Origin of the sequence: Humibacillus xanthopallidus (genome assembly GCF_006717145.1) — a bacterium.
Lineage (GTDB): Bacteria > Actinomycetota > Actinomycetes > Actinomycetales > Dermatophilaceae > Humibacillus > Humibacillus xanthopallidus.
The window spans coordinates 2,473,808-2,490,921 of record NZ_VFQF01000001.1 but is presented as its reverse complement, the minus strand read 5'-3'; the positions used below and the strand labels follow the sequence as shown (position 1 = coordinate 2,490,921).

Annotated in this window: 13 protein-coding genes and 1 tRNA gene; 3 read left to right on the top strand and 11 right to left on the bottom strand. The window is 70.8% G+C overall.

The annotated features are described in order from the left end of the window. Nucleotides 1-12: 12 nt before the first annotated feature. Complete coding sequence (locus tag FHX52_RS10905; RefSeq protein WP_246069819.1) at nucleotides 13-1,242, bottom strand: AI-2E family transporter; 1,230 nt, start codon at nucleotides 1,240-1,242, stop codon at nucleotides 13-15. Between the two features lie 112 nt (nucleotides 1,243-1,354). On the opposite strand from FHX52_RS10905, the gene FHX52_RS10900 reads away from it, so the two are divergent. Further along, nucleotides 1,355-2,227: an SDR family oxidoreductase gene (locus tag FHX52_RS10900; protein WP_141821898.1), complete on the top strand. Its 873-nt coding sequence runs from the start codon at nucleotides 1,355-1,357 to the stop codon at nucleotides 2,225-2,227. Nucleotides 2,228-2,780: 553 nt separating this feature from the next. Here the strand turns inward: FHX52_RS10900 and FHX52_RS10895 are convergent. The 5 genes from FHX52_RS10895 to FHX52_RS10875 all read right to left on the bottom strand — a co-directional run bounded on the left by FHX52_RS10895 (nucleotide 2,781) and on the right by FHX52_RS10875 (nucleotide 9,368). After that, a complete protein-coding gene (locus FHX52_RS10895; protein ID WP_141821897.1) occupies nucleotides 2,781-3,953 on the bottom strand; it encodes an acetate kinase in 1,173 nt (390 codons plus the stop codon). Continuing rightward, nucleotides 3,950-6,058 (bottom strand): phosphate acetyltransferase, encoded by a 2,109-nt coding sequence (gene pta / locus FHX52_RS10890; RefSeq protein WP_141821896.1) that lies wholly within the window; start codon nucleotides 6,056-6,058, stop codon nucleotides 3,950-3,952. Before pta ends, FHX52_RS10895 begins: the two co-directional genes overlap by 4 nt. Before the next feature lie 59 nt (nucleotides 6,059-6,117). Then, entirely contained in the window at nucleotides 6,118-7,002 is an 885-nt protein-coding gene (locus tag FHX52_RS10885; RefSeq protein ID WP_141821895.1) for a DUF72 domain-containing protein, read from the bottom strand. Nucleotides 7,003-7,018: 16 nt separating this feature from the next. Next, complete coding sequence (gene corA / locus FHX52_RS10880) at nucleotides 7,019-8,158, bottom strand: magnesium/cobalt transporter CorA (protein WP_141821894.1); 1,140 nt, start codon at nucleotides 8,156-8,158, stop codon at nucleotides 7,019-7,021. 262 nt (nucleotides 8,159-8,420) lie between these two features. Further along, nucleotides 8,421-9,368, bottom strand: a complete 948-nt coding sequence (locus tag FHX52_RS10875) for a DMT family transporter (RefSeq protein WP_281287990.1) — start codon at nucleotides 9,366-9,368, stop codon at nucleotides 8,421-8,423. A gap of 346 nt (nucleotides 9,369-9,714) precedes the next feature. On the opposite strand from FHX52_RS10875, the gene FHX52_RS10870 reads away from it, so the two are divergent. Continuing rightward, complete coding sequence (locus FHX52_RS10870; protein ID WP_141821892.1) at nucleotides 9,715-10,323, top strand: hypothetical protein; 609 nt, start codon at nucleotides 9,715-9,717, stop codon at nucleotides 10,321-10,323. Nucleotides 10,324-10,583: 260 nt separating this feature from the next. On the opposite strand, the gene FHX52_RS10865 is transcribed toward FHX52_RS10870, so the two are convergent. Continuing rightward, on the bottom strand, nucleotides 10,584-11,057 hold the full coding sequence (locus tag FHX52_RS10865; RefSeq protein ID WP_141821891.1) for an ArsI/CadI family heavy metal resistance metalloenzyme: 474 nt from the start codon (nucleotides 11,055-11,057) through the stop codon (nucleotides 10,584-10,586). A 132-nt stretch (nucleotides 11,058-11,189) separates the two neighbouring features. Beyond that, nucleotides 11,190-11,708, bottom strand: coding sequence for a DinB family protein (locus FHX52_RS10860; RefSeq protein WP_141821890.1), 519 nt, complete (start codon nucleotides 11,706-11,708; stop codon nucleotides 11,190-11,192). Nucleotides 11,709-11,752: 44 nt separating this feature from the next. On the opposite strand from FHX52_RS10860, the gene FHX52_RS10855 reads away from it, so the two are divergent. Beyond that, nucleotides 11,753-13,219: a lanthionine synthetase LanC family protein gene (locus FHX52_RS10855; RefSeq protein ID WP_141821889.1), complete on the top strand. Its 1,467-nt coding sequence runs from the start codon at nucleotides 11,753-11,755 to the stop codon at nucleotides 13,217-13,219. Nucleotides 13,220-13,518: 299 nt separating this feature from the next. Here the strand turns inward: FHX52_RS10855 and FHX52_RS10850 are convergent. The 3 genes from FHX52_RS10850 to FHX52_RS10840 form a co-directional block, all read right to left on the bottom strand. Beyond that, nucleotides 13,519-13,594 (bottom strand) — tRNA-Ala (locus FHX52_RS10850). Nucleotides 13,595-13,662: 68 nt separating this feature from the next. Beyond that, nucleotides 13,663-15,255, bottom strand: coding sequence for a dolichyl-phosphate-mannose--protein mannosyltransferase (locus FHX52_RS10845; protein WP_141821888.1), 1,593 nt, complete (start codon nucleotides 15,253-15,255; stop codon nucleotides 13,663-13,665). 109 nt (nucleotides 15,256-15,364) lie between these two features. Continuing rightward, nucleotides 15,365-17,107, bottom strand: coding sequence for an HNH endonuclease signature motif containing protein (locus FHX52_RS10840; RefSeq protein WP_141821887.1), 1,743 nt, complete (start codon nucleotides 17,105-17,107; stop codon nucleotides 15,365-15,367). Between the last annotated feature and the right edge of the window lie 7 nt (nucleotides 17,108-17,114).

The following is a 17,114-nucleotide window of genomic DNA, read 5'->3' as shown; positions in this document are numbered from 1 at the left end:
GGGCTCGGATCGTCATGCGGTGGCTGGCGACCCGCCCTGATGGGCCCGTTCCTCGAGCTCCTCCTCGAGCTCCTCGCGTGACTCACCGACCAGCAGGTGCTTGCCGACGGCGTTGATGACGGCGGCGAACGGGACCGCCACGAGAGCGCCGACGATGCCCGCGGTGATGGAGCCGATCGCGATGGCGAGGATGACCGCGAGCGGGTGGACGCTGACGGCCTTGCCGAGCAGGAACGGCTGGAGCACGTGCGACTCGAGCTGCTGCACGCCGATGACGATCGCCAGCATGATGAGCGCGACCCCGGGGCCGTGCGAGACGAGAGCCAGCACGACCGCGACGAAGCCGGAGAGCAACGCACCGACAATCGGGATGAAGGCGAGCAGGAAGACGAGGATGCCGATCGCGAAGGCGAAGGGCACGCCGAGGATCGCCGCGCCGACACCGATGCCGACGGCATCGACGAACGCGACGATCATCGTCGCGCGCACGAAGGCCGAGAGCTGGTCCCAGGCGATGACGGCCGAGGAGTCGACGCGGTCACGCGCCGTGCGGGGGAAGAGGCGCACGACCCAGGCCCAGATGCGCGGGCCCTCGTAGAGGAAGAAGAAGAGAGCGAAGAGCGAGATGAACACGCCCGCGACGAAGTGCGTCGCGGTGAGGCCGAAGGCGGTCGCCGTGTCTCCGAGGTTGCCGGAGTTGCTGACCTTCTCGCGGATCGTGTCCCAGTAGCCGTCGAACTGGGCGTCGCTGATCTTGAACGTCGTGCGCACCCAGTCGCGGATCTGGCTGATGCCGGCGCCGACCTGGGTCGTCAGGTCGGCGAAGCCCTTGGTGAACTGGCTGCCGACGAGGGTCAGCAACGCCGAGACGACGAGGATCGTGCCGAGCACCGTGAGCCCTGCGGCAGCGCCGGCCGGCATGACCGAGCGCAACCGCAGCGCGACGGGGCGCAGCAGGGCCGTGAGCAGCACCGAGATGGCGAGCGGCACGATGACCTCGGACACCGAGCGCACGAGCAGGCCCAGCCCGAAGAGGCCGGCGGCGATGAGCAGGAGGCGCCAGGACCACTCGCTGGCAGCCTTGACGCCCATCGGGACGGAGCCGATGCCGGTCGCGGGACGCTCGAGGTCGGGGTCAGGAGCGGGAACGTAGTGCGACGTGTGCCCCGGCGCGGAAGCCCGGGCATCGTTCACGTCTGGGCTGCTGTCGTCAGCCACGGTCTCGGTCGTGTTGTCGGTCACGAAGCCCACCGTATGCTGCCGGATTGTGCAGTGGCGCACGGCCCGGCCATGTCGGCGACGTGCGAGCTCCGTGCCCGGTGACGTGCCGGGTCTCGCTGCGTAGGGTCGGAGGATGGACGGCACTCGAGAGGACCTCGGCCCGGATCTCGCCATCACCGGCTCGACCGGCTGGCTCGGCGGCCTCGTCGCCGGTGACCTCGCGGCTCGCGGCGTCGCGCAGCGGCTGCTCGTGCGCGATGCATCGAGGGCTCCGGAGCTCCGCGGAGCCGTCGTGCGTGAGTGCACCTACGGCGACCGGGAGGCTGCCGAGCAAGCCCTGGCTGGGGTGCGCACGCTCTTCATGGTGTCGGCGGCCGAGCAGGAGGACCGGCTGCGGGAGCACCGAACCTTCGTCGACGCGGCCGCCGCAGCCGGGGTCGCGCACGTCGTCTACATCTCGTTCTTCGGCGCCGCGCCCGCGGCCACCTTCACTCTTGCGCGTGACCACTGGGCCACGGAGGAGCACCTCAAGGCGTCGGGGATGGCGTGGACCTTTCTGCGCGACAACCTCTACCTCGAGTTCATGGACCAGATGGTCGGGCCGGACGGCGTCATTCGAGGTCCGGCCGGCGACGGTCGCGCCGCAGTGGTGTCGCACGACGACATCGCCCGTGCTGCCGTGGCGGTGCTGCGCGACCCGGTCGTGCACGTCGGGCGCACCTACGACCTCACGGGGCCCGAGTCGCTGTCCTTCGCCGAGATGGCGACGGTGATCCGCGAGGTGACCGGTCGTGACGTCAGCTTCCACGACGAGACGGTCGAGGAGGCGTATGCGTCGCGTGCGGCATACGGCGCCCCGGACTGGCAGGTGGACGCCTGGGTGTCGACCTACACCGCGGTGCGCGCCGGGGAGCTCGACGGTGTGAGCGACGACGTCGAGCGCCTCACCGGCAGGCGACCGACGTCGCTGCGCGAGCACCTCGAGTCACAGCAGCGCCCCGACTGACGGCCGCCGACTCAACCAGTCGACCGCTCACCCACTCGACCGCGTCCCCCCGGATCTGCGTCCCCTCGGATCTGCGTCCCCCGAACTGCGGCCCCTCTCACTCCCCGATTCGAGGTGATGCCGGGGGTGACGTCGGTGCCGCGATCACCTCGAATCGCGGGTGACCACAATCCGATTCGAGGTGATGTCGGGGGTGACGTGGGGGCCGCGATCACCTCGAACCGGAAGTCAGCTCAGCCGCGTCCCCCGGCGAACTGCGCCCCCTCACTCCCGGTTCGAGGTGATGCCGGGGGTGACGTGGGGGCCGCGATCACCTCGAATCGCGGGTGACCACAATCCGGTTCGAGGTGATGCCGGGGGTGACGTGGGGGCCGCGATCACCTCGAATCGCGGGTGACCACAATCCGGTTCGAGGTGATGCCGGGGGTGACGTGGGGGCCGCGATCACCTCGAATCGCGGGTGACCACAATCCGGTTCGAGGTGATGCCGGGGGTGACGTGGGGGCCGCGATCACCTCGAGCCGCGGGGTGGTCTGGGACGAGCCGCCGAGCGTCAGCGCACGAGGTCGGCGGTCTGGCGGGCGATCGCGAGCTCCTCGTTGGTGGGCACGACCGCGACGACGACCGGGCTCCCCTCGGGCGAGATGACGGCGGCGTTCGAGAAGCACCCGCCGCCTGTCTCGTTGCGCTCGGGGTCGACGCGGATGCCGAGACCCTCGAGGCCGTCGGCGAGCGCGGCCCGCACCCGCGCGCTGTTCTGGCCGACGCCGGCCGTGAAGACGATCGCGTCGACCCGCCCCAGGTGGGCGAGGTAGGCGCCGACATAGTGCTTGAGCCGGTGGACGAAGATGTCGAACGCGAGGACTGCGGCCTCGTCGCCGGCGTCGACTCGCTGGGCGAGCTCGCGGAAGTCGTTGACCCCGCTGAGACCGAGCAGGCCCGACTGCTTGTTGAGCACTGTGTCGATCTCGTCGATCGACAAGCCCACCTGGCGCGCGAGGAAGGCATGCAGCCCGGGGTCGACGTCACCCGAACGGGTGCCCATGACGAGCCCCTGGAGCGGGGTGAGCCCCATCGACGTCTCGATGGCCACGCCGCCGCGGATCGCCGAGGCCGAGCAGCCGTTGCCGAGGTGCAACACGATCTGGTTGAGCTCCTCGACGGGTCGGCCCAGCAGCTCGGCGGTCGCCTGCGACACGAAGCGGTGCGACGTGCCGTGGAAGCCGTAGCGGCGGATCGAGTGCTGCTGCGCGAGGTCACGCGGCAACGCATACGTCGACGCCTCGGGCGGCAGGGTCGAGAAGAAGGCGGTATCGAAGACGGCGACGTGGGGCACGGCGAAGTGCCCTCGCGCGGCCTCGATGCCTGTCACAGCTGCCGGATTGTGCAGTGGCGCAAGCGGACTCAGCGACTCGATGCGCGCGACGACGGCGTCGTCGATGAGCACCGGCTCGGAGAAGTCCGGGCCGCCGTGCACGACCCGGTGCCCGACCGCCCGCAGCGGCACGGCGTCGAGGTCGACCCCGTCGGAGGCCAGTGTGGCCCTCATGGTGCGCAGCGCGGCCGCGTGGTCGGCGACGTCGCTGCCGGCCTCGCCGATGCGCTCGATGACGCCGCTGGCGCTCACCTCGCCCGTCTCGGGCACGAGCAGCTGGTACTTCAGCGACGACGACCCGGCGTTGAGCACGAGCACGGGTCGAGCGGTCTGGTCGAGGAGGTCGTTCACCCGGTGGCTCCCCGCTGGCCGGAGGAGGAGAGGCTCTGCGCCTGCACGGCCGTGATCGCGACGGTGTTGACGATGTCGTCGACGAGGGCACCGCGAGAGAGGTCGTTGACCGGCTTGCGCAGACCCTGGAGCACCGGGCCGATGGCGACGGCGTGGGCGCTGCGCTGCACGGCCTTGTAGGTGTTGTTGCCCGTGTTGAGGTCGGGGAAGACGAAGACGGTGGCCCGGCCGGCGACGTCGGAGTCCGGCATCTTGGCGCGACCGACGACAGGGTCGATGGCGGCGTCGTACTGGATCGGCCCGACGAGGCGCAGGTCGGGGGCACGCTGCGACACGAGCTGTGTCGCGTCGCGGACCTTCTCGACGTCTGCGCCCGACCCGCTCGACCCGGTCGAGTAGGAGAGCATCGCAACGCGCGGGTCGATGCCGAACTGGGCCGCGGTCTGGGCGGAGGAGATCGCGATGTCGGCGAGCTGCTCGGTCGTCGGGTCGGGGATGACGGCGCAGTCGCCGTAGACGAGCACCCGGTCGGCGAGGCACATGAGGAAGACGCTCGAGACGGTGCGCACCCCGTCGGCCGTCTTGATGAACTCGAGCGCGGGGCGGATCGTGTGGGCGGTCGTGTTGACGGCGCCGCTGACCATGCCGTCGGCGAGACCGAGGTGCACCATCATCGTGCCGAAGTAGGAGATGTCGGTGACGACCTCGCGGGCGCGCTCGACGGTCATGCCCTTGTGAGCCCGGCACTCGGCATACGCCTGCGCGAAGCGTTCGACGAGCTCGGGGTCGGTGGGGGAGACGATGCGCGCGTCGTCGAGGTCGAGGCCGAGGGCGGACCCGCGGCGGCGCACGGCGTTCTCGTCGCCGAGGAGCGTGAGGTCGGCGACACCCCGGCGCAGCAGGATGTCGGCGGCCTCGAGGATGCGGTCGTCCTGGCTCTCGGGCAGGACGATGTGGCGCCGGTCGGAGCGGGCGCGCTCCATGAGCTGGAACTCGAACATCAGCGGTGTGCGCACCTCGGACGACGAGACGTCGATGGCGCGCAGGAGGGCCGCCTGGTCGATGCGCTCGGAGAAGAGCCGCCTCGCGGTCTCGATCTTGTTGCGGGAGCTCTCCATCATCGGGCCGCGCACCTGCATCGCGGCCTGCGCGGTGTGCATCGTGTCCATGTCGGTGAGGGCGATCGGCAGGTCCTGCTGCACGCCGGAGATGAGCCGGGCGATCGTCTCGGGCATCTCGTAGCCACCCGTGAGGATGACGCCGGCGAGGGTCGGGAAGGTGCCCGACTGGTGCGCGAGCATGAGGCCCGGCATGAGGTCGCTGCGGTCGCTCGGGGCGATGACCGTGACGTCGGTGCTGAGGCGCGAGAGGACGTTGGGCAGGCTCATCGCGGCGACGACGAGGCCGAGGCTGTCGCGGTCCATCCACGACTCCGAGCCGAGCACGAGCCGCGCGCCGACGGCCTCGGTGAGCGAGCGGAAGCTCGGAGCAGCGAGCAGGGCGTTCTCGGGGATCGCCGCCGTCACGGGCAGGTCGAGGCCTGCGAGCGCAACGCTCGTCGCCTCGAGCTCGTCGGACTCGACCCGGTTGGCGATGACGGCGACGGTGAGGGCGTGGTTGGCCTTGAGCTCGGCGAGGGCGCTGTCGGCAGCGACGCGGACCTGCTCCGGCGTGCGGTCGCGGCCGTGCACGACGAGCACGACGGGCGAGCCGAGGTTCGCGGCGACGCGGGCGTTGAAGGACAGCTCGGTTCCGGTGGAGACGTCGGTGTAGTCCGACCCGAGCACCACCATGACCTCGAAGCGGCTCGCGAGGCGGCTGTAACGCTCGACGATGAGGTGCAGCGCCTCGTCGGGGTCGACGTGCGCCTGCGCGTACGTGACGCCGAGCGCCTCCTCGTAGGTCTGGTCGGTGCCGGGCTGGGCGACGAGCATCTCGACGATGTGGTCGACCTCGTCGTCGGGTCCGCTGCCGCCGAGCGTCGTCAGCGGCCTGAAGACCCCGACGGACCCGACCTCGCGGATGAGGGCATCGAGCAGGCCGAGGGCCACGGCCGACTTGCCGGTGAGTCCCTCGGGTGACGCGACGTAGACACTGCGGCTCACATGACGAACCTAGCGGTCGGCGTCGGCGCGCGTCAGGAGGCGTCCGCGGTCCGGCGCCCTCAGCGTCGGTCGGTGCCGTGGGTGCCGTGGGTGCCGTGGGTGCCGTCGGTGCCGTCGTGCTGCGGTCGGACCCCGAGCCGGTCGAGCAGCCGCACGGCGTCCCAGGGGGCGTGCCCCCGGGCGTCGTTGTCGAAGTAGACGTGGACGTCGTGGCCCTCGGCGAGCCACTCGCGACACGTCGCGGCCCACCGGTCGAGCGACGCGTCGGTGTAGCCGCTGTCATAGAGCTCGGTCTCGCCGTGCAGCCGCACGTAGCGGAAGTCGCTAGTCGCGTCGTCCATCGTGGGCCACCGGCCGGCGCTGTCTGCGATGACGATCGCGATGTCGTGAGCGGCGCAGAGCGCCCGCGCCTCGTCGGTGTCGAAGCTCGGGTGCCGCGGCTCGAGCGCGTGGCGCACGGGCACGTCGACCTCGCACGTCGTGAGGGTGCGGTCGTCCGCGAGCTTGTCGTCGTGGCGGGCGGCGAGCTCGGCGGCCGCGGCGGTCGTGCGGGGGAGCAGGTCGAGGAACCCGCTCAGCCGGTCGGCGTCGAAGCCGAGCCGCTCGGGCAGCTGCCACAGCAGGGGGCCGAGCTGGGGACCGAGGGCGAGCACCCCGCTCGCGAAGAAGTTCGCGAGCGGTGCCTTCACGTCGCGCAGCGACTTCATGTGCGTGATGAACCGGCCGCCCTTGACCGCGAGGATCACGTCAGGTGGCACGGCAGCCCGCCACGCGGCATACGAGCTCGGGCGTTGGAGGGAGTAGAAGGAGCCGTTGACCTCGATCGAGGTCATGCGCTCGGCGGCATACGTCAGCTCGAGCCGCTGGGGGAGGCCCTTGGGGTAGAAGTCGCCGCGCCAGCGTGGGTAGCGCCAGCCGGATACGCCGATGAGGGCTCGTGCCATCACCCCACCGTAGGTCTCAGATCCAGCGGCGCTTCTTGAAGATGCCGTAGAGCGTGACGCTGACGAGGCCCATGAGCCCGATCGCGAAGGGGTAGCCGAACTGCCAGTGCAGCTCGGGCATCGCGTCGAAGTTCATCCCGTAGACGGTGCCGATGAGCGTTGGCGCGAAGAGGATGGCGGCCCACGCGGAGATCTTCTTGACCTCCTCGTTCTGGTCCATGCTCGCCTCGGTGAGCGTCTTCATCTCCTCGTTCTGCTTCTGTGCGACGAGGGTGGCGTTGACGGTGAGGATGTCGCGGAGCAGGTGGCGGAAGCCCTCGACCTGCTCGCGCACCTGGGTGAGGTGGTCCTCGACGTCGCGCAGGTAGCGGCGCAGCTCCTCGTCGGTGCCGTACTTCTCGAAGCCCGCCGACAGCGACTGGATGACGGTCGCCAGCGGACGCACGGCGCGCTCGAACTCGATGACCTCGCGGCTCAGCTCGTAGATGCGACGCGACACGGCAGGGTCGCCGCGGAAGACCTCGGTCTCGATCTCGTCGATGTCGTTGTGCAGGCCGCGGACGACGGGCACGTAGCCGTCGACGACGCGGTCGAGGATCGCGTAGAGCACCGCCTCAGGTCCCCGCGCGAGCAGCTCCGGGTCGCTCTCGAGGCGGCGGCGCACCGCGGAGAGGTCGGGCGCCTCGCTGTGGCGAACGGTGATGACGAAGTCGCTGCCGACGAAGAGGTGGACCTCGCCGAACTCGACCTCCTCGGACTCGTCGAGGTAGCGGGCGGCCCGCAGCACGACGAAGAGGGTGTCGCCGTAGCGCTCGAGCTTGGGTCGCTGGTGGGCGACGATCGCGTCCTCGACGGCCAGTTCGTGCAGGTCGAATTCCGCTGCGAGAGCGGCAAGCTCGTCCTGGTTCGGGCGGTAGAGGCCGATCCAGCCGACAGCGCCGGTCTCCTCGCGCAGCCCCCTGAAGGTCTCGGAGAGGGTGGCCGGAGAGGCCGACCGCCGGCCCGCGACGTAGATCGCACTGTCGACCATGCTGGCGCCGTCGCGGCCACGACGCGGCACGACGGTCGGGGCCGGGGTGTGGGCGGGGCCGGACGGCGTGGGCCGGCGCACGCGGCCGGCGAGGGTGCGGATCGGGTTGCGGGGACGCTCGGACATGACGACTCCCAGGAGGGACGAAGGGGCACGCGGTCATCACGACGAGAACCGCCGCAAGCCCCCACCGGGAGTCTCGAGCGCTCAGCTCTCGTCGGTCGTATGACTAGGAGGCTCGCCGCACATGGCGCCCACCTCCTGCCGCTCGTCCATCCGTCGCACGACGAGCCCGTATGCCGTCGCCTCGGGGAGTGTAGACCCGCGAGGTGTGCGCGTGGGCGGGGTCGCTCCCCGGTTGCGCGGTCTCCGCGCAGAGACCTCGTCTCTAGCAGCACTCGATGCGCGGCGACATGGCGTCGCAGCAGCGGCGGGGTCCGAGCTCGCTGAAGGCCATGCCGGCCACGACGAGCATGCCGCCGACCCATCCCCAGGGGCCGATGCCTCGCTCTCCGAGGGCGAACGCGAGCCCTGCGGCGAACACCGGCTCCATCGTCATCACGACCGCTGCGGTGGTGGCGCTCAATGCGCTCTGCGCCCAGGCCTGCACGCCGAAGCCGATGCAGGTGGCGACCACCCCGAGGTAGACCACGGCGCTCCAGGTCGACGACGTGGCAGGGGCGGTGACGCCGCCGGTCAGGCCGGCCACGAGGGCGCAGAGCAGTGCCGCTGTCGTGACGCTCACGGCCGTGAGGGCGTAGGCGTTCTCGCGACTGGCCCACTGGCTGAGCCCGGTGATGTGCAGGGCGAAGAAGGCTGCCCCGCCCAGGGTCAGCAGGGCGCCGAGGGCGGAGGGCGCGCTGACCCCGCCGGTGAGGGCGGCGAGCCCGAGAGCGGACAGGCCGACGGCGAGCCAACCGCTTCGACCGACCCTCTCGGAGAAGAGGAGTGCGGCCACGAGGGGTGTCAGGATGACCGCTGCTCCGGTGAGGAATCCCGAGACGCCCGCCAGGGTATGCAGGAGCCCGGTGGTCTGGAGCAGGAAGCCCGCGGCGAGGAAGACCCCGAGGCCCGAGGCGCGCCACAGGTCGGTCCGGGCGAGGTCTCGCAGCGTTGTGGGACGCACGAGCAGCAGAGCAGCTGCGGCGATCCCGAAGCGCCAGGTGAGGAAGGAGGCTGGGGCCAGCTCGTCGACCGAGTCCTTGGTCACGACGAACGTCGAACCCCATACCGCTGTCGCGGCCAACAGGGCGGCAGTGGCAGGAACCGCCGCCCGCCTGGCCGGCTCTGGGTGGCGGGTGGGATCTGTGTGGTCCTGTGTCGGGGCTCCACTCATGCGGTGCGCCTCTGGGCTGGGGATGGGCTGGGGGATGGGCTGGGCGATGGGCTGGGTGTCCTCCGCCATCTCGGGTCTACGCCCTCACTCCCTCGAGTGTCAGGGTCGAAGGTCCGTGGAGTGGGACGACGTCGGAGGCGGATCCCCGGACGGTGGGAGCGGCCCTGCTCTCGGGTGTTGGCGCTCGGGTGGGGTATCTGGGCGCCCCTCCGCGCGTCTGTCCGTAACCCAGCTTGATCAGCTCCAGCCACGACCCGACGGATTTCCGGGAGGCACGGCGCCCCCGGGGGCTATCACGGTCCAGGCGCGACCGTGCCGGGTCGACCTCATGTGAAAGGAGCGCCTCATGTCCAGTCAGTCCAACACCAGCAGCAACCGCCCCCGCCGTCGCGTGGCCGCCGCACTCGGCGCGTCCGCGGCACTGTCCCTGACCCTCGTGGGGCCGGCCTCCTCGTCGCAGATGCGCGACCCGTCGCCCTCGCCCGTCTCCGTGCAGTGCGGGACATCCGGTGGGGGCACAGGCGTGTCCTGCTCCTCGTCCTCGAGAGCCCAGGCACTGGGCGCCGGTTCGAGCAGCGCAGCCGAGCAGGGCTCATCCTCCTCCTCCTCATCCTCCTCCTCGAGTCGCCGCGTGACGGGTGCCGGTTCGAGCAGCGCGGCCGAGCAGGGCCCGTCCTCCTCGTCCTCGAGTCGCCGCGTGACGGGTGCCGGCTCGAGCAGCGCGGCCGAGCAGGGCCTGTCCTCCTCGTCCTCGAGTCGCCGCGTGACGGGTGCCGGTTCGAGCAGCGCGGCCGACCGTGACCTTCCGGCTCCGGCTCCGGCCGTCGCACCCAAGCTCGTGCTGAGCTCCGAAGAGCCGGCGGACGTGCCTGCGGTCGGGCTCGGAGCGGCTGCGGCAGTCGTCGTCGCGGGTGGTCTCATGGTCGCTTCGGCGAACCGCCGGCGCCGCGCCTGAGGGCCGACGACCTGGCGATCGCTCCCGGGGGCATGCGTTCGGCGTGTGCCCCCGGGCGCGGTTTGAGCCCGCCAGAGGGGCGTGGATGGCTCGCGCGCGTCACGCTCCTGCTCGGGTCTTGAGGTGCGAGTCATGGGCCCGCCTTCGGCCGTGGGGTGGATCGAGGTGTCGCGGATGCCGCTCCCTCTCGTCCATCGCACGCCGGGGTGCCTGCCTCAGGGCCGAAGGCCCGCGCTCCAGGGGCTGTCCGCGCGCTCGCGTCAGCAGCAGGACGCGGGCGCCGCCTCCAGGGTGAGTGGCTGTGCACCGCTGGCGGTCGTGCCGCAACAGGCGTCCGCCTCGTCGGTGGCCTCCTCGCGGAAGGTGGGGCTGTCGGCGAGGACGGTGTAGACCTCCCACCGTTCGCCGTCGGGGGCGCCCTGGACCCAGAACTTGTCCTGCTTGGCGTAGCAGCACGTGGTGGCGCGCTCGTCGACGGTCGTCATGCCGTGGGTCGCGAGTCGGGTCTGCTCGGAGTCGACGGTGTCGACGTCGGCCACCTCGACTCCGAGGTGGTTGAGGCTGCCACCCTCGCCGGGGTTCTCGATGAGCACGAGCTTGAGCGGCGGCTCGGCGACGGAGAAGTTCGCGTAGCCGGGGCGGACCTTGGCCGGCTGAGTCCCGAACAGGTCGGAGTAGAAGGCGATCGACCGGTCGAGGTCATCGACGTTGAGGGCGAGCTGGACACGGTTCATGGGGTCTCCTCGGACATGAGATGGCGATGGATGGTGGCTCCTTCTGCGGCCCATCCTGCTCTGCGTATCGATTGATGTCAATATCGATAGGCATCAAATTATGTGGTGCTCGGTGCGCGCTGGCGACGCTCTTCACCGCCCGAGCGTGAGCTGAGCCCGGTGATGCTGGTAGTGCTTGGGCAACCAGTCCATGACGTCAGCCCGGCTCATCCACGGCGTGAAGTAGGGGTCCCAGCCGGGCGGGACGCTCATCCCGCGTGCGAGGTCGGCATCGCTGGCGCCTTCGGCCCAGCGCAGGAGCCAGGCGGTGTCGGCGATCATCCACCGTTGAGAGCGTTCGAGGCCGGCCGCCCGGGCTCCGCCCACGGCGGCCGCATAGTTGATCCAGGTGTAGGGCCGGGTCGCCGCGGAGAGCATGCCGGCGTACGCCTGTGAAACCGACGGCGGAAACTGCGAGAAGCCTCCCATCACGGGAATGAGCGCTCGGGCGATGCGCTGTCCGAACCACATGTGGAAGAGCAGCTCGCGGTTCGTCCACCTCGTGCCATCCGACGGGGCGAGGAGGTCGCGCGGCGCGGCAGACCTCACGAGCGCGACGTAGTCGTCGCGGATCCATTCCAGCCTCGCTCGTGCCTCGGCGCTGAGGGGCATACAGACAGTCTGCGCCGATTTCGGGCGCCTGCCACGATGGTGTGATGTCGAAGCAGGCACCGACGGGACTCCCCGGCCCGAATCCCGCCGCCAGGGCCGAGAACTACGCCCGACTCGGCTCCGCTGCCTGGCGCTGGGTGCTCGACCAGGTGGAGTGGGACGACCGTGGCCCGTGGATCCCGGACTCCGTTGACCTCGACGGCGGACCTGCCCAGCCGTCGCAGTTCCCACAGGGCCTGCACAGCGGCGTCTCCGGCCTCGTCCACGCGCTCCGCGAGATCGGGCTCACCCGCGAGCTCACCGACGAGGAGAGCCGGCTCGTCGACGGCGCCGTCCATCGGCTGCGTGCCGAGTCTCCCGTCGCCACGGACGTGACGTACTTCGACGGCCAGTCGAGCACGGTGGGCACGCTGGTCGCCGCCGATGGGCTCATCGCGAGGCCGGCATCTCCGAGCGCGAGGCCGGACGGAGGCGTCGCAGCGCCGACGGGCGTGGACACGGCACTCCTGCGGATGCTGGAGCTGCTCACCCCTGACGGCTGGCCCACCGAGCACGTGGGGCCCCCTGGGTACACGCCGGACGCACGGATCCATGACGCCACGACCGGCACCGCCGGTGTCCTCCTCGCGGCGCTGTGGGCGATGCGACACGGCGCGCCGGCCGCGCGCGAGCTGACCAACCGCTGCGTCGACGTGCTCCTGGCTGAAGCCGAGCCGATGGCCGACGGCGTCAACTGGTCGATGGTGCCGGAGCGTCACCGGCTGCGCCCGCGCCGTGACATGCCGAACTGGTCTCACGGCCTGGCGGGCATCGCGACCGCCTTGGCCCTCGCCGGCTCCGAGCTCGAGCGGCCAGACGTCGTGGAGCAGGCCAGGCGAGGGGCGGAGCACCTCGTCGGGCTCCGCGTGTCCGGCCATCCAGGGTTGGCGCTCCCGCATTTGGTGCCCGCGGCGCCGGAGCTCGGGCTCGAACCCATTGCTTACGGCTGGTGCCACGGCCCGACCGGCACCTCGGTCCTCTTCCGCGCGCTCGACGAGGCGGGAGTCGACAAGGTGGCGGGGGAGCACCCGCTCAGCTGGCACCGACGGTGCCTAGACGCGATCCACGCCTCCGGCATACCGGAAAGGCTGCGACCAGGCTTCTGGGACAACGATGGTCGCTGTTGCGGCACGGCAGGGGTGGGTGACATGCTGCTGGACGCCTGGACCAGCCTAGGGGACTCTCGCGACCTGGCGCTCGCGGTCCGCCTCGGTGATGCCCTCGTCGAGCACGCCGTGGTCGAGGGTGACCGCGCCTTTTGGCGTTCCGTCGAGCACCGCAACGACGATCCGCTGCTGCCGCCCGCTGTCGGCTGGATGCAGGGTGCAGCCGGCATCGTGACCTACCTCTACCGACTGCGGCGCGTCCTCGACAGCGTCGCTGATGGCGGCATCGGCGTCGTCGTCGACCGTCCGGTCGCTATCGGTCGGATGGACAACTGGTGGGCGCTGAAGCCGCCCGCAGGCGGCTGACGACAACCCGAGCGGCTCTGCGCCCACCTCGCAGGGGCCCCTCCCGTCGCCGAGTACATCCGGTGGAGCTGAGGGGAGCCGTCGCCTCCGCTTCGCTCCGGCTCCTCCCGAATCCCCGCTCGTCGTCCCAGAACATGAAGAAGGACCGGGCTAAAAGCTGCCCGGTCCTTCTTCATGTTGTGGAGCTGAGGGGAGCCGTCCTTCCTCGCTGGCGCTCGGTCGTCCTCCCGAATCCCCCCATACACATCCGCAAAACGCCACATGGACCAGACGAAAAGCGTGTCTGGTCCATCTGGCGTTGGTGGAGCTGAGGGGATTCGAACCCCTGACCTTCTCATTGCGAACGAGACGCGCTACCAACTGCGCCACAGCCCCTGGTGCGCGTGAATGCTAACACCACGCCGGACGGCATACCCAATCGATGGGCGGTCGGCGGACCGGCCTCAGACCCAGCTCGGGAACCACATCCGACGCTGCCACTCGGTGAGCGGGATGACGTCGGCGACGTAGATGGGATGGAAGAAGGCGAAGAGGGCCATCGTCAGCACGACGAAGGCTCCGAGCACGCCGTAACCGACCCGGCGCCGCGTCAGCGAGGCCCCGCGCCCGCCGATGATGAGGCCCAGCACGTAGACGCACGCCAGCACGATCCACGGCACGAAGGCCACCTCGTAGAACGAGTAGATCGTGCGACCCGAGAGCACGAACCACGGGAGATAGCCCGCAGCGATGCCGCAGAGGATCGCGCCCGCGCGCCAGTCACGGCGCAATGCCCACATGAAGAGGAGCACGAAGATCGCGATCGTCGCACCCCACCAGATCGAGACGGTGCCGATCGAGGTGATCGCCTTGGCGCACGAGTCGACCGTGCAGCCCTCGGTGCCCTGCTTCGGCCCCTCCCAGAAGAACGACGTGGGCCGACCCTGGATGAGCCACGACCACGGGCTCGTCTGATAGGGGTGTGGCGCGTTGATCGCCTGCGTCGAGAGGAACATCTGCTGGTGGTAGGCCCAGAGCGAGCGCCACCAGTCGGGCAGCCAGGTGTAGGGCGTCGGGTTCGTGTCGGCCCAGTTGCGGAACGAGCCGCCCTTGCTGAGGATCCAGCCCGTCCAGCTCGCAACGTACGTGACGAGGGCGGCCCCGACGACCTGCACGAACGCATAGGGCGCGTCCTTGGCGAGGGTGCCGGCGCTCCAGCCGCGCACGCCGGCGGCCCGTCGTGCCCCGAGGTCCCAGAGGACGGTGAGCAGACCGAACGCGATGACGAAGTAGAGGCCCGACCACTTGACGCCGGTCGAGAGGCCGAGCATGACGCCGGCCACCCACCGCCACGGGCGCCACCCGAGCCACGGGCCGAGGTAGGACGTCGCCGCACGGGGGCGGTCACCGACCTTGCGGGCCAGCACCGCTCGGGCTCGGTCGCGGTCGATGAGCAGCGCGCCGAACCCCGCGAGCCCGAAGAACATGACGAAGATGTCGAGCAGGCCCGTGCGCGAGTGGACGAAGTGGTGACCCTCGAACGCGAGCAGTGCTGCCGCCACCGTGCCGAGCAGGTCGGAGCGGAAGAGGCGCCGCGCGATGAGCCCGAGCATGAGGATCGAGAGCGTGCCGGCGAGGGCGACCGAGAATCGCCAGCCGAAGGAGTTGAGGATGCCGAACGGCATCTCGCCCCAGCCGATGAGCCACTTGGCGACCGGCGGGTGCACGACGAAGTCGCCCTGGGTGCCGTAGATGAACGGGTCGTTGGCCGTGAAGTGCTGGTCGACCTGCTGCGCCTCCTGGAGGAGGTCGTCGTTCTTCATCTCGAACCAGAACAGGACCATCGACCAGCCCTGTTTGACGTAGTACGTCTCGTCGAACACCAGCTTGTGAGGCGCGCCGACGTGCCAGAAGCGCATGATGCCGCCGACGGCGGTGAAGAAGAGTGGCCCCAGCCAGCCGAGCCACGCGATCCGTCCCGACGTGCGCCGGCTGAGGCGGTAGTCGTCGGCGGGGTCCCCGAGCAGGCGCGCGCGCACCTGCCGGGCCGAGTTCATGGGCGAGAGTGTATGCAGTGTGGCTCGGTCGGGCGGTCAGGCGGGGACCGCGGCTCGCGCGTTGGGATCGGGCGCGTCACTGACGCTCCTGCGACCCGGAGCGTCGAGATCAGAACGGCGGCGGGTCTGGCGTCGGCCGGGTCGAGGCCGTTGGAGTCGGCCTTGCCGCCGTGGAGGAGGGCGCCCGCCGGGTCGAGGCCGTTTGAGTCGGCCTTGCCGTCGTGGAGGAGTGTGGCGTTGCGGGAGGACTGGGCTCGGGGCCGCAGCCCGGCGACGTCAGTGGGTCGTGGTGACGACGGTGGCCGTCGAGCCAGTCCTTGGGATGGGTGGTGTAGGTGCGGGCGGCAGCGGTGTGCCAGGTGAGGGTGTCGCCGTCTCGGGTGGCGCGCCACCAACCAGCAGTCTTGACCCGGTGGTGTTGACGGTGCTTCGCACTGAGATTGTCGACGGCGGTGGGGCCGTGCGGCCAAGGCACGTCATGGTCGAGGTCGCAGGCGCGGGCGGGGACCGTGCACCCTGGCCCGCGGCAGGTGCCGTCGACGGCTCGGATGTGCTCGATCATCTCGGGGGTGGGGCGGTAGCCGCTACGAGAGAGGGCGAGGGCGCGGCCGGTTGTCATGTCGGCCAGAAGCGTCTGCCAGATCGACCCGGGTGCGGTGATGATCTCGCGGGCCTGCTGGGCGCTGACGAAGCCGTGCCCGGGCAGCTCGCAGGGACGGTCGGACAGGCCCAGGGCTGTCTCGAACGGCACGACGACGACGGCCCGACCGGCCGGGGAGGGGGACTGCCGCGCGAAGCCCACATCACCGTCCGGCCAACCCGTGATGGCAGCGCCCGTGAGGTAGTCGGCGCGGAGCTGGTCGAGGGTGCGGGGGTCGCCGGCAGCTCTGGCGGCGCGCGCGGCGGCGTCGGCCCGCTCGATGGCGGCGACGATCTTGTCGGCGTCGTTGACGACCGTGAGGCGGCCGGTGCCGTCGTCGAAGACCTCGCTGTGAGCGCCGATGCGCCGGCGGGCGGCGCGGCGGCGGGCAGCCTGGTCGGCGTCGGCGCTGAGCATGGCCCGGCGCAGCCGCTGGCGGAACAGCGCTCCCGACAGCCCGGACCCGTCACGGGTCGGGGCCAGCGTGGTGCGAGCGATGTGGTCGGCGAGCTCGTCGTCGAGCTCTCGGGTCTCTCGCACCAGCTCGCAGGCACGCTGCAGGGTGGTGGCACCGGTGCGGATCTGCTCCCGGAGGAAGGCGGTGCGGGCCGGCGCTCCGGTGGCGAGCTCGAGCCGCAACGACAGGTCGCCCTGGGCCAGCCCGGTCGCGGCCGAGACCTCCATGACGACGGCCTCGCGGGCCGAGAAGGGGTTGCGTTCGACCCAGGACTGCGCGTGCCGGGCGCCGAGCTCGGCGAGGGCGGTCGCGTGCAGCCGGGCGAGGGCCTCGAGCTGGTGGTCCTCGGCCATACCTTTCACGCGTTGCCCGCCCTCGAACCAGGCGAGGTCGGCGGCCATCAGCGCCTCGAAGGAGGCCGCACTCGCCGCATCCTCACGATCCTCGAGGCTCTCCACGCTGTCAGCGTCCGCAGCGTCCACAGCGTCCACCGCGTCGCCAGCGTCGCCAGCGGCCCCAGCGTGCACGCCGTCGCCGGCATCCCCGGAGTCCTCGGAGTCGGCGAGCGCGTCAGCCACCCCAGCGTGGTCCACGTGCCCGGGTCCAGTGGCAGGGGCGGTCTCGGACATCAGGGTGGCGACGAGCCGGTGTGCGGACGGGGCCACGTGCCGCTCGTCACGCTGCTCCATCGTCATGACGAACCCGCGCTCGAGGAACCCCTCGAGACGCGACCGTGAGTCGCTCGTGAACGGCATGACGCCT

Coding starts and splice junctions, on each gene's coding strand:
- FHX52_RS10875 (WP_281287990.1), bottom strand. CDS start 9,368: ATGAGTGGAGCCCCGACACAGGACCACACAGATCCCACCCGCCACCCA.
- corA (WP_141821894.1), bottom strand. CDS start 8,158: ATGTCCGAGCGTCCCCGCAACCCGATCCGCACCCTCGCCGGCCGCGTG.
- FHX52_RS10900 (WP_141821898.1), top strand. CDS start 1,355: ATGGACGGCACTCGAGAGGACCTCGGCCCGGATCTCGCCATCACCGGC.
- FHX52_RS10860 (WP_141821890.1), bottom strand. CDS start 11,708: ATGCCCCTCAGCGCCGAGGCACGAGCGAGGCTGGAATGGATCCGCGAC.
- FHX52_RS10870 (WP_141821892.1), top strand. CDS start 9,715: ATGTCCAGTCAGTCCAACACCAGCAGCAACCGCCCCCGCCGTCGCGTG.
- FHX52_RS10845 (WP_141821888.1), bottom strand. CDS start 15,255: ATGAACTCGGCCCGGCAGGTGCGCGCGCGCCTGCTCGGGGACCCCGCC.
- FHX52_RS10865 (WP_141821891.1), bottom strand. CDS start 11,057: ATGAACCGTGTCCAGCTCGCCCTCAACGTCGATGACCTCGACCGGTCG.
- FHX52_RS10840 (WP_141821887.1), bottom strand. CDS start 17,107: ATGCCGTTCACGAGCGACTCACGGTCGCGTCTCGAGGGGTTCCTCGAG.
- FHX52_RS10855 (WP_141821889.1), top strand. CDS start 11,753: ATGTCGAAGCAGGCACCGACGGGACTCCCCGGCCCGAATCCCGCCGCC.
- FHX52_RS10885 (WP_141821895.1), bottom strand. CDS start 7,002: ATGGCACGAGCCCTCATCGGCGTATCCGGCTGGCGCTACCCACGCTGG.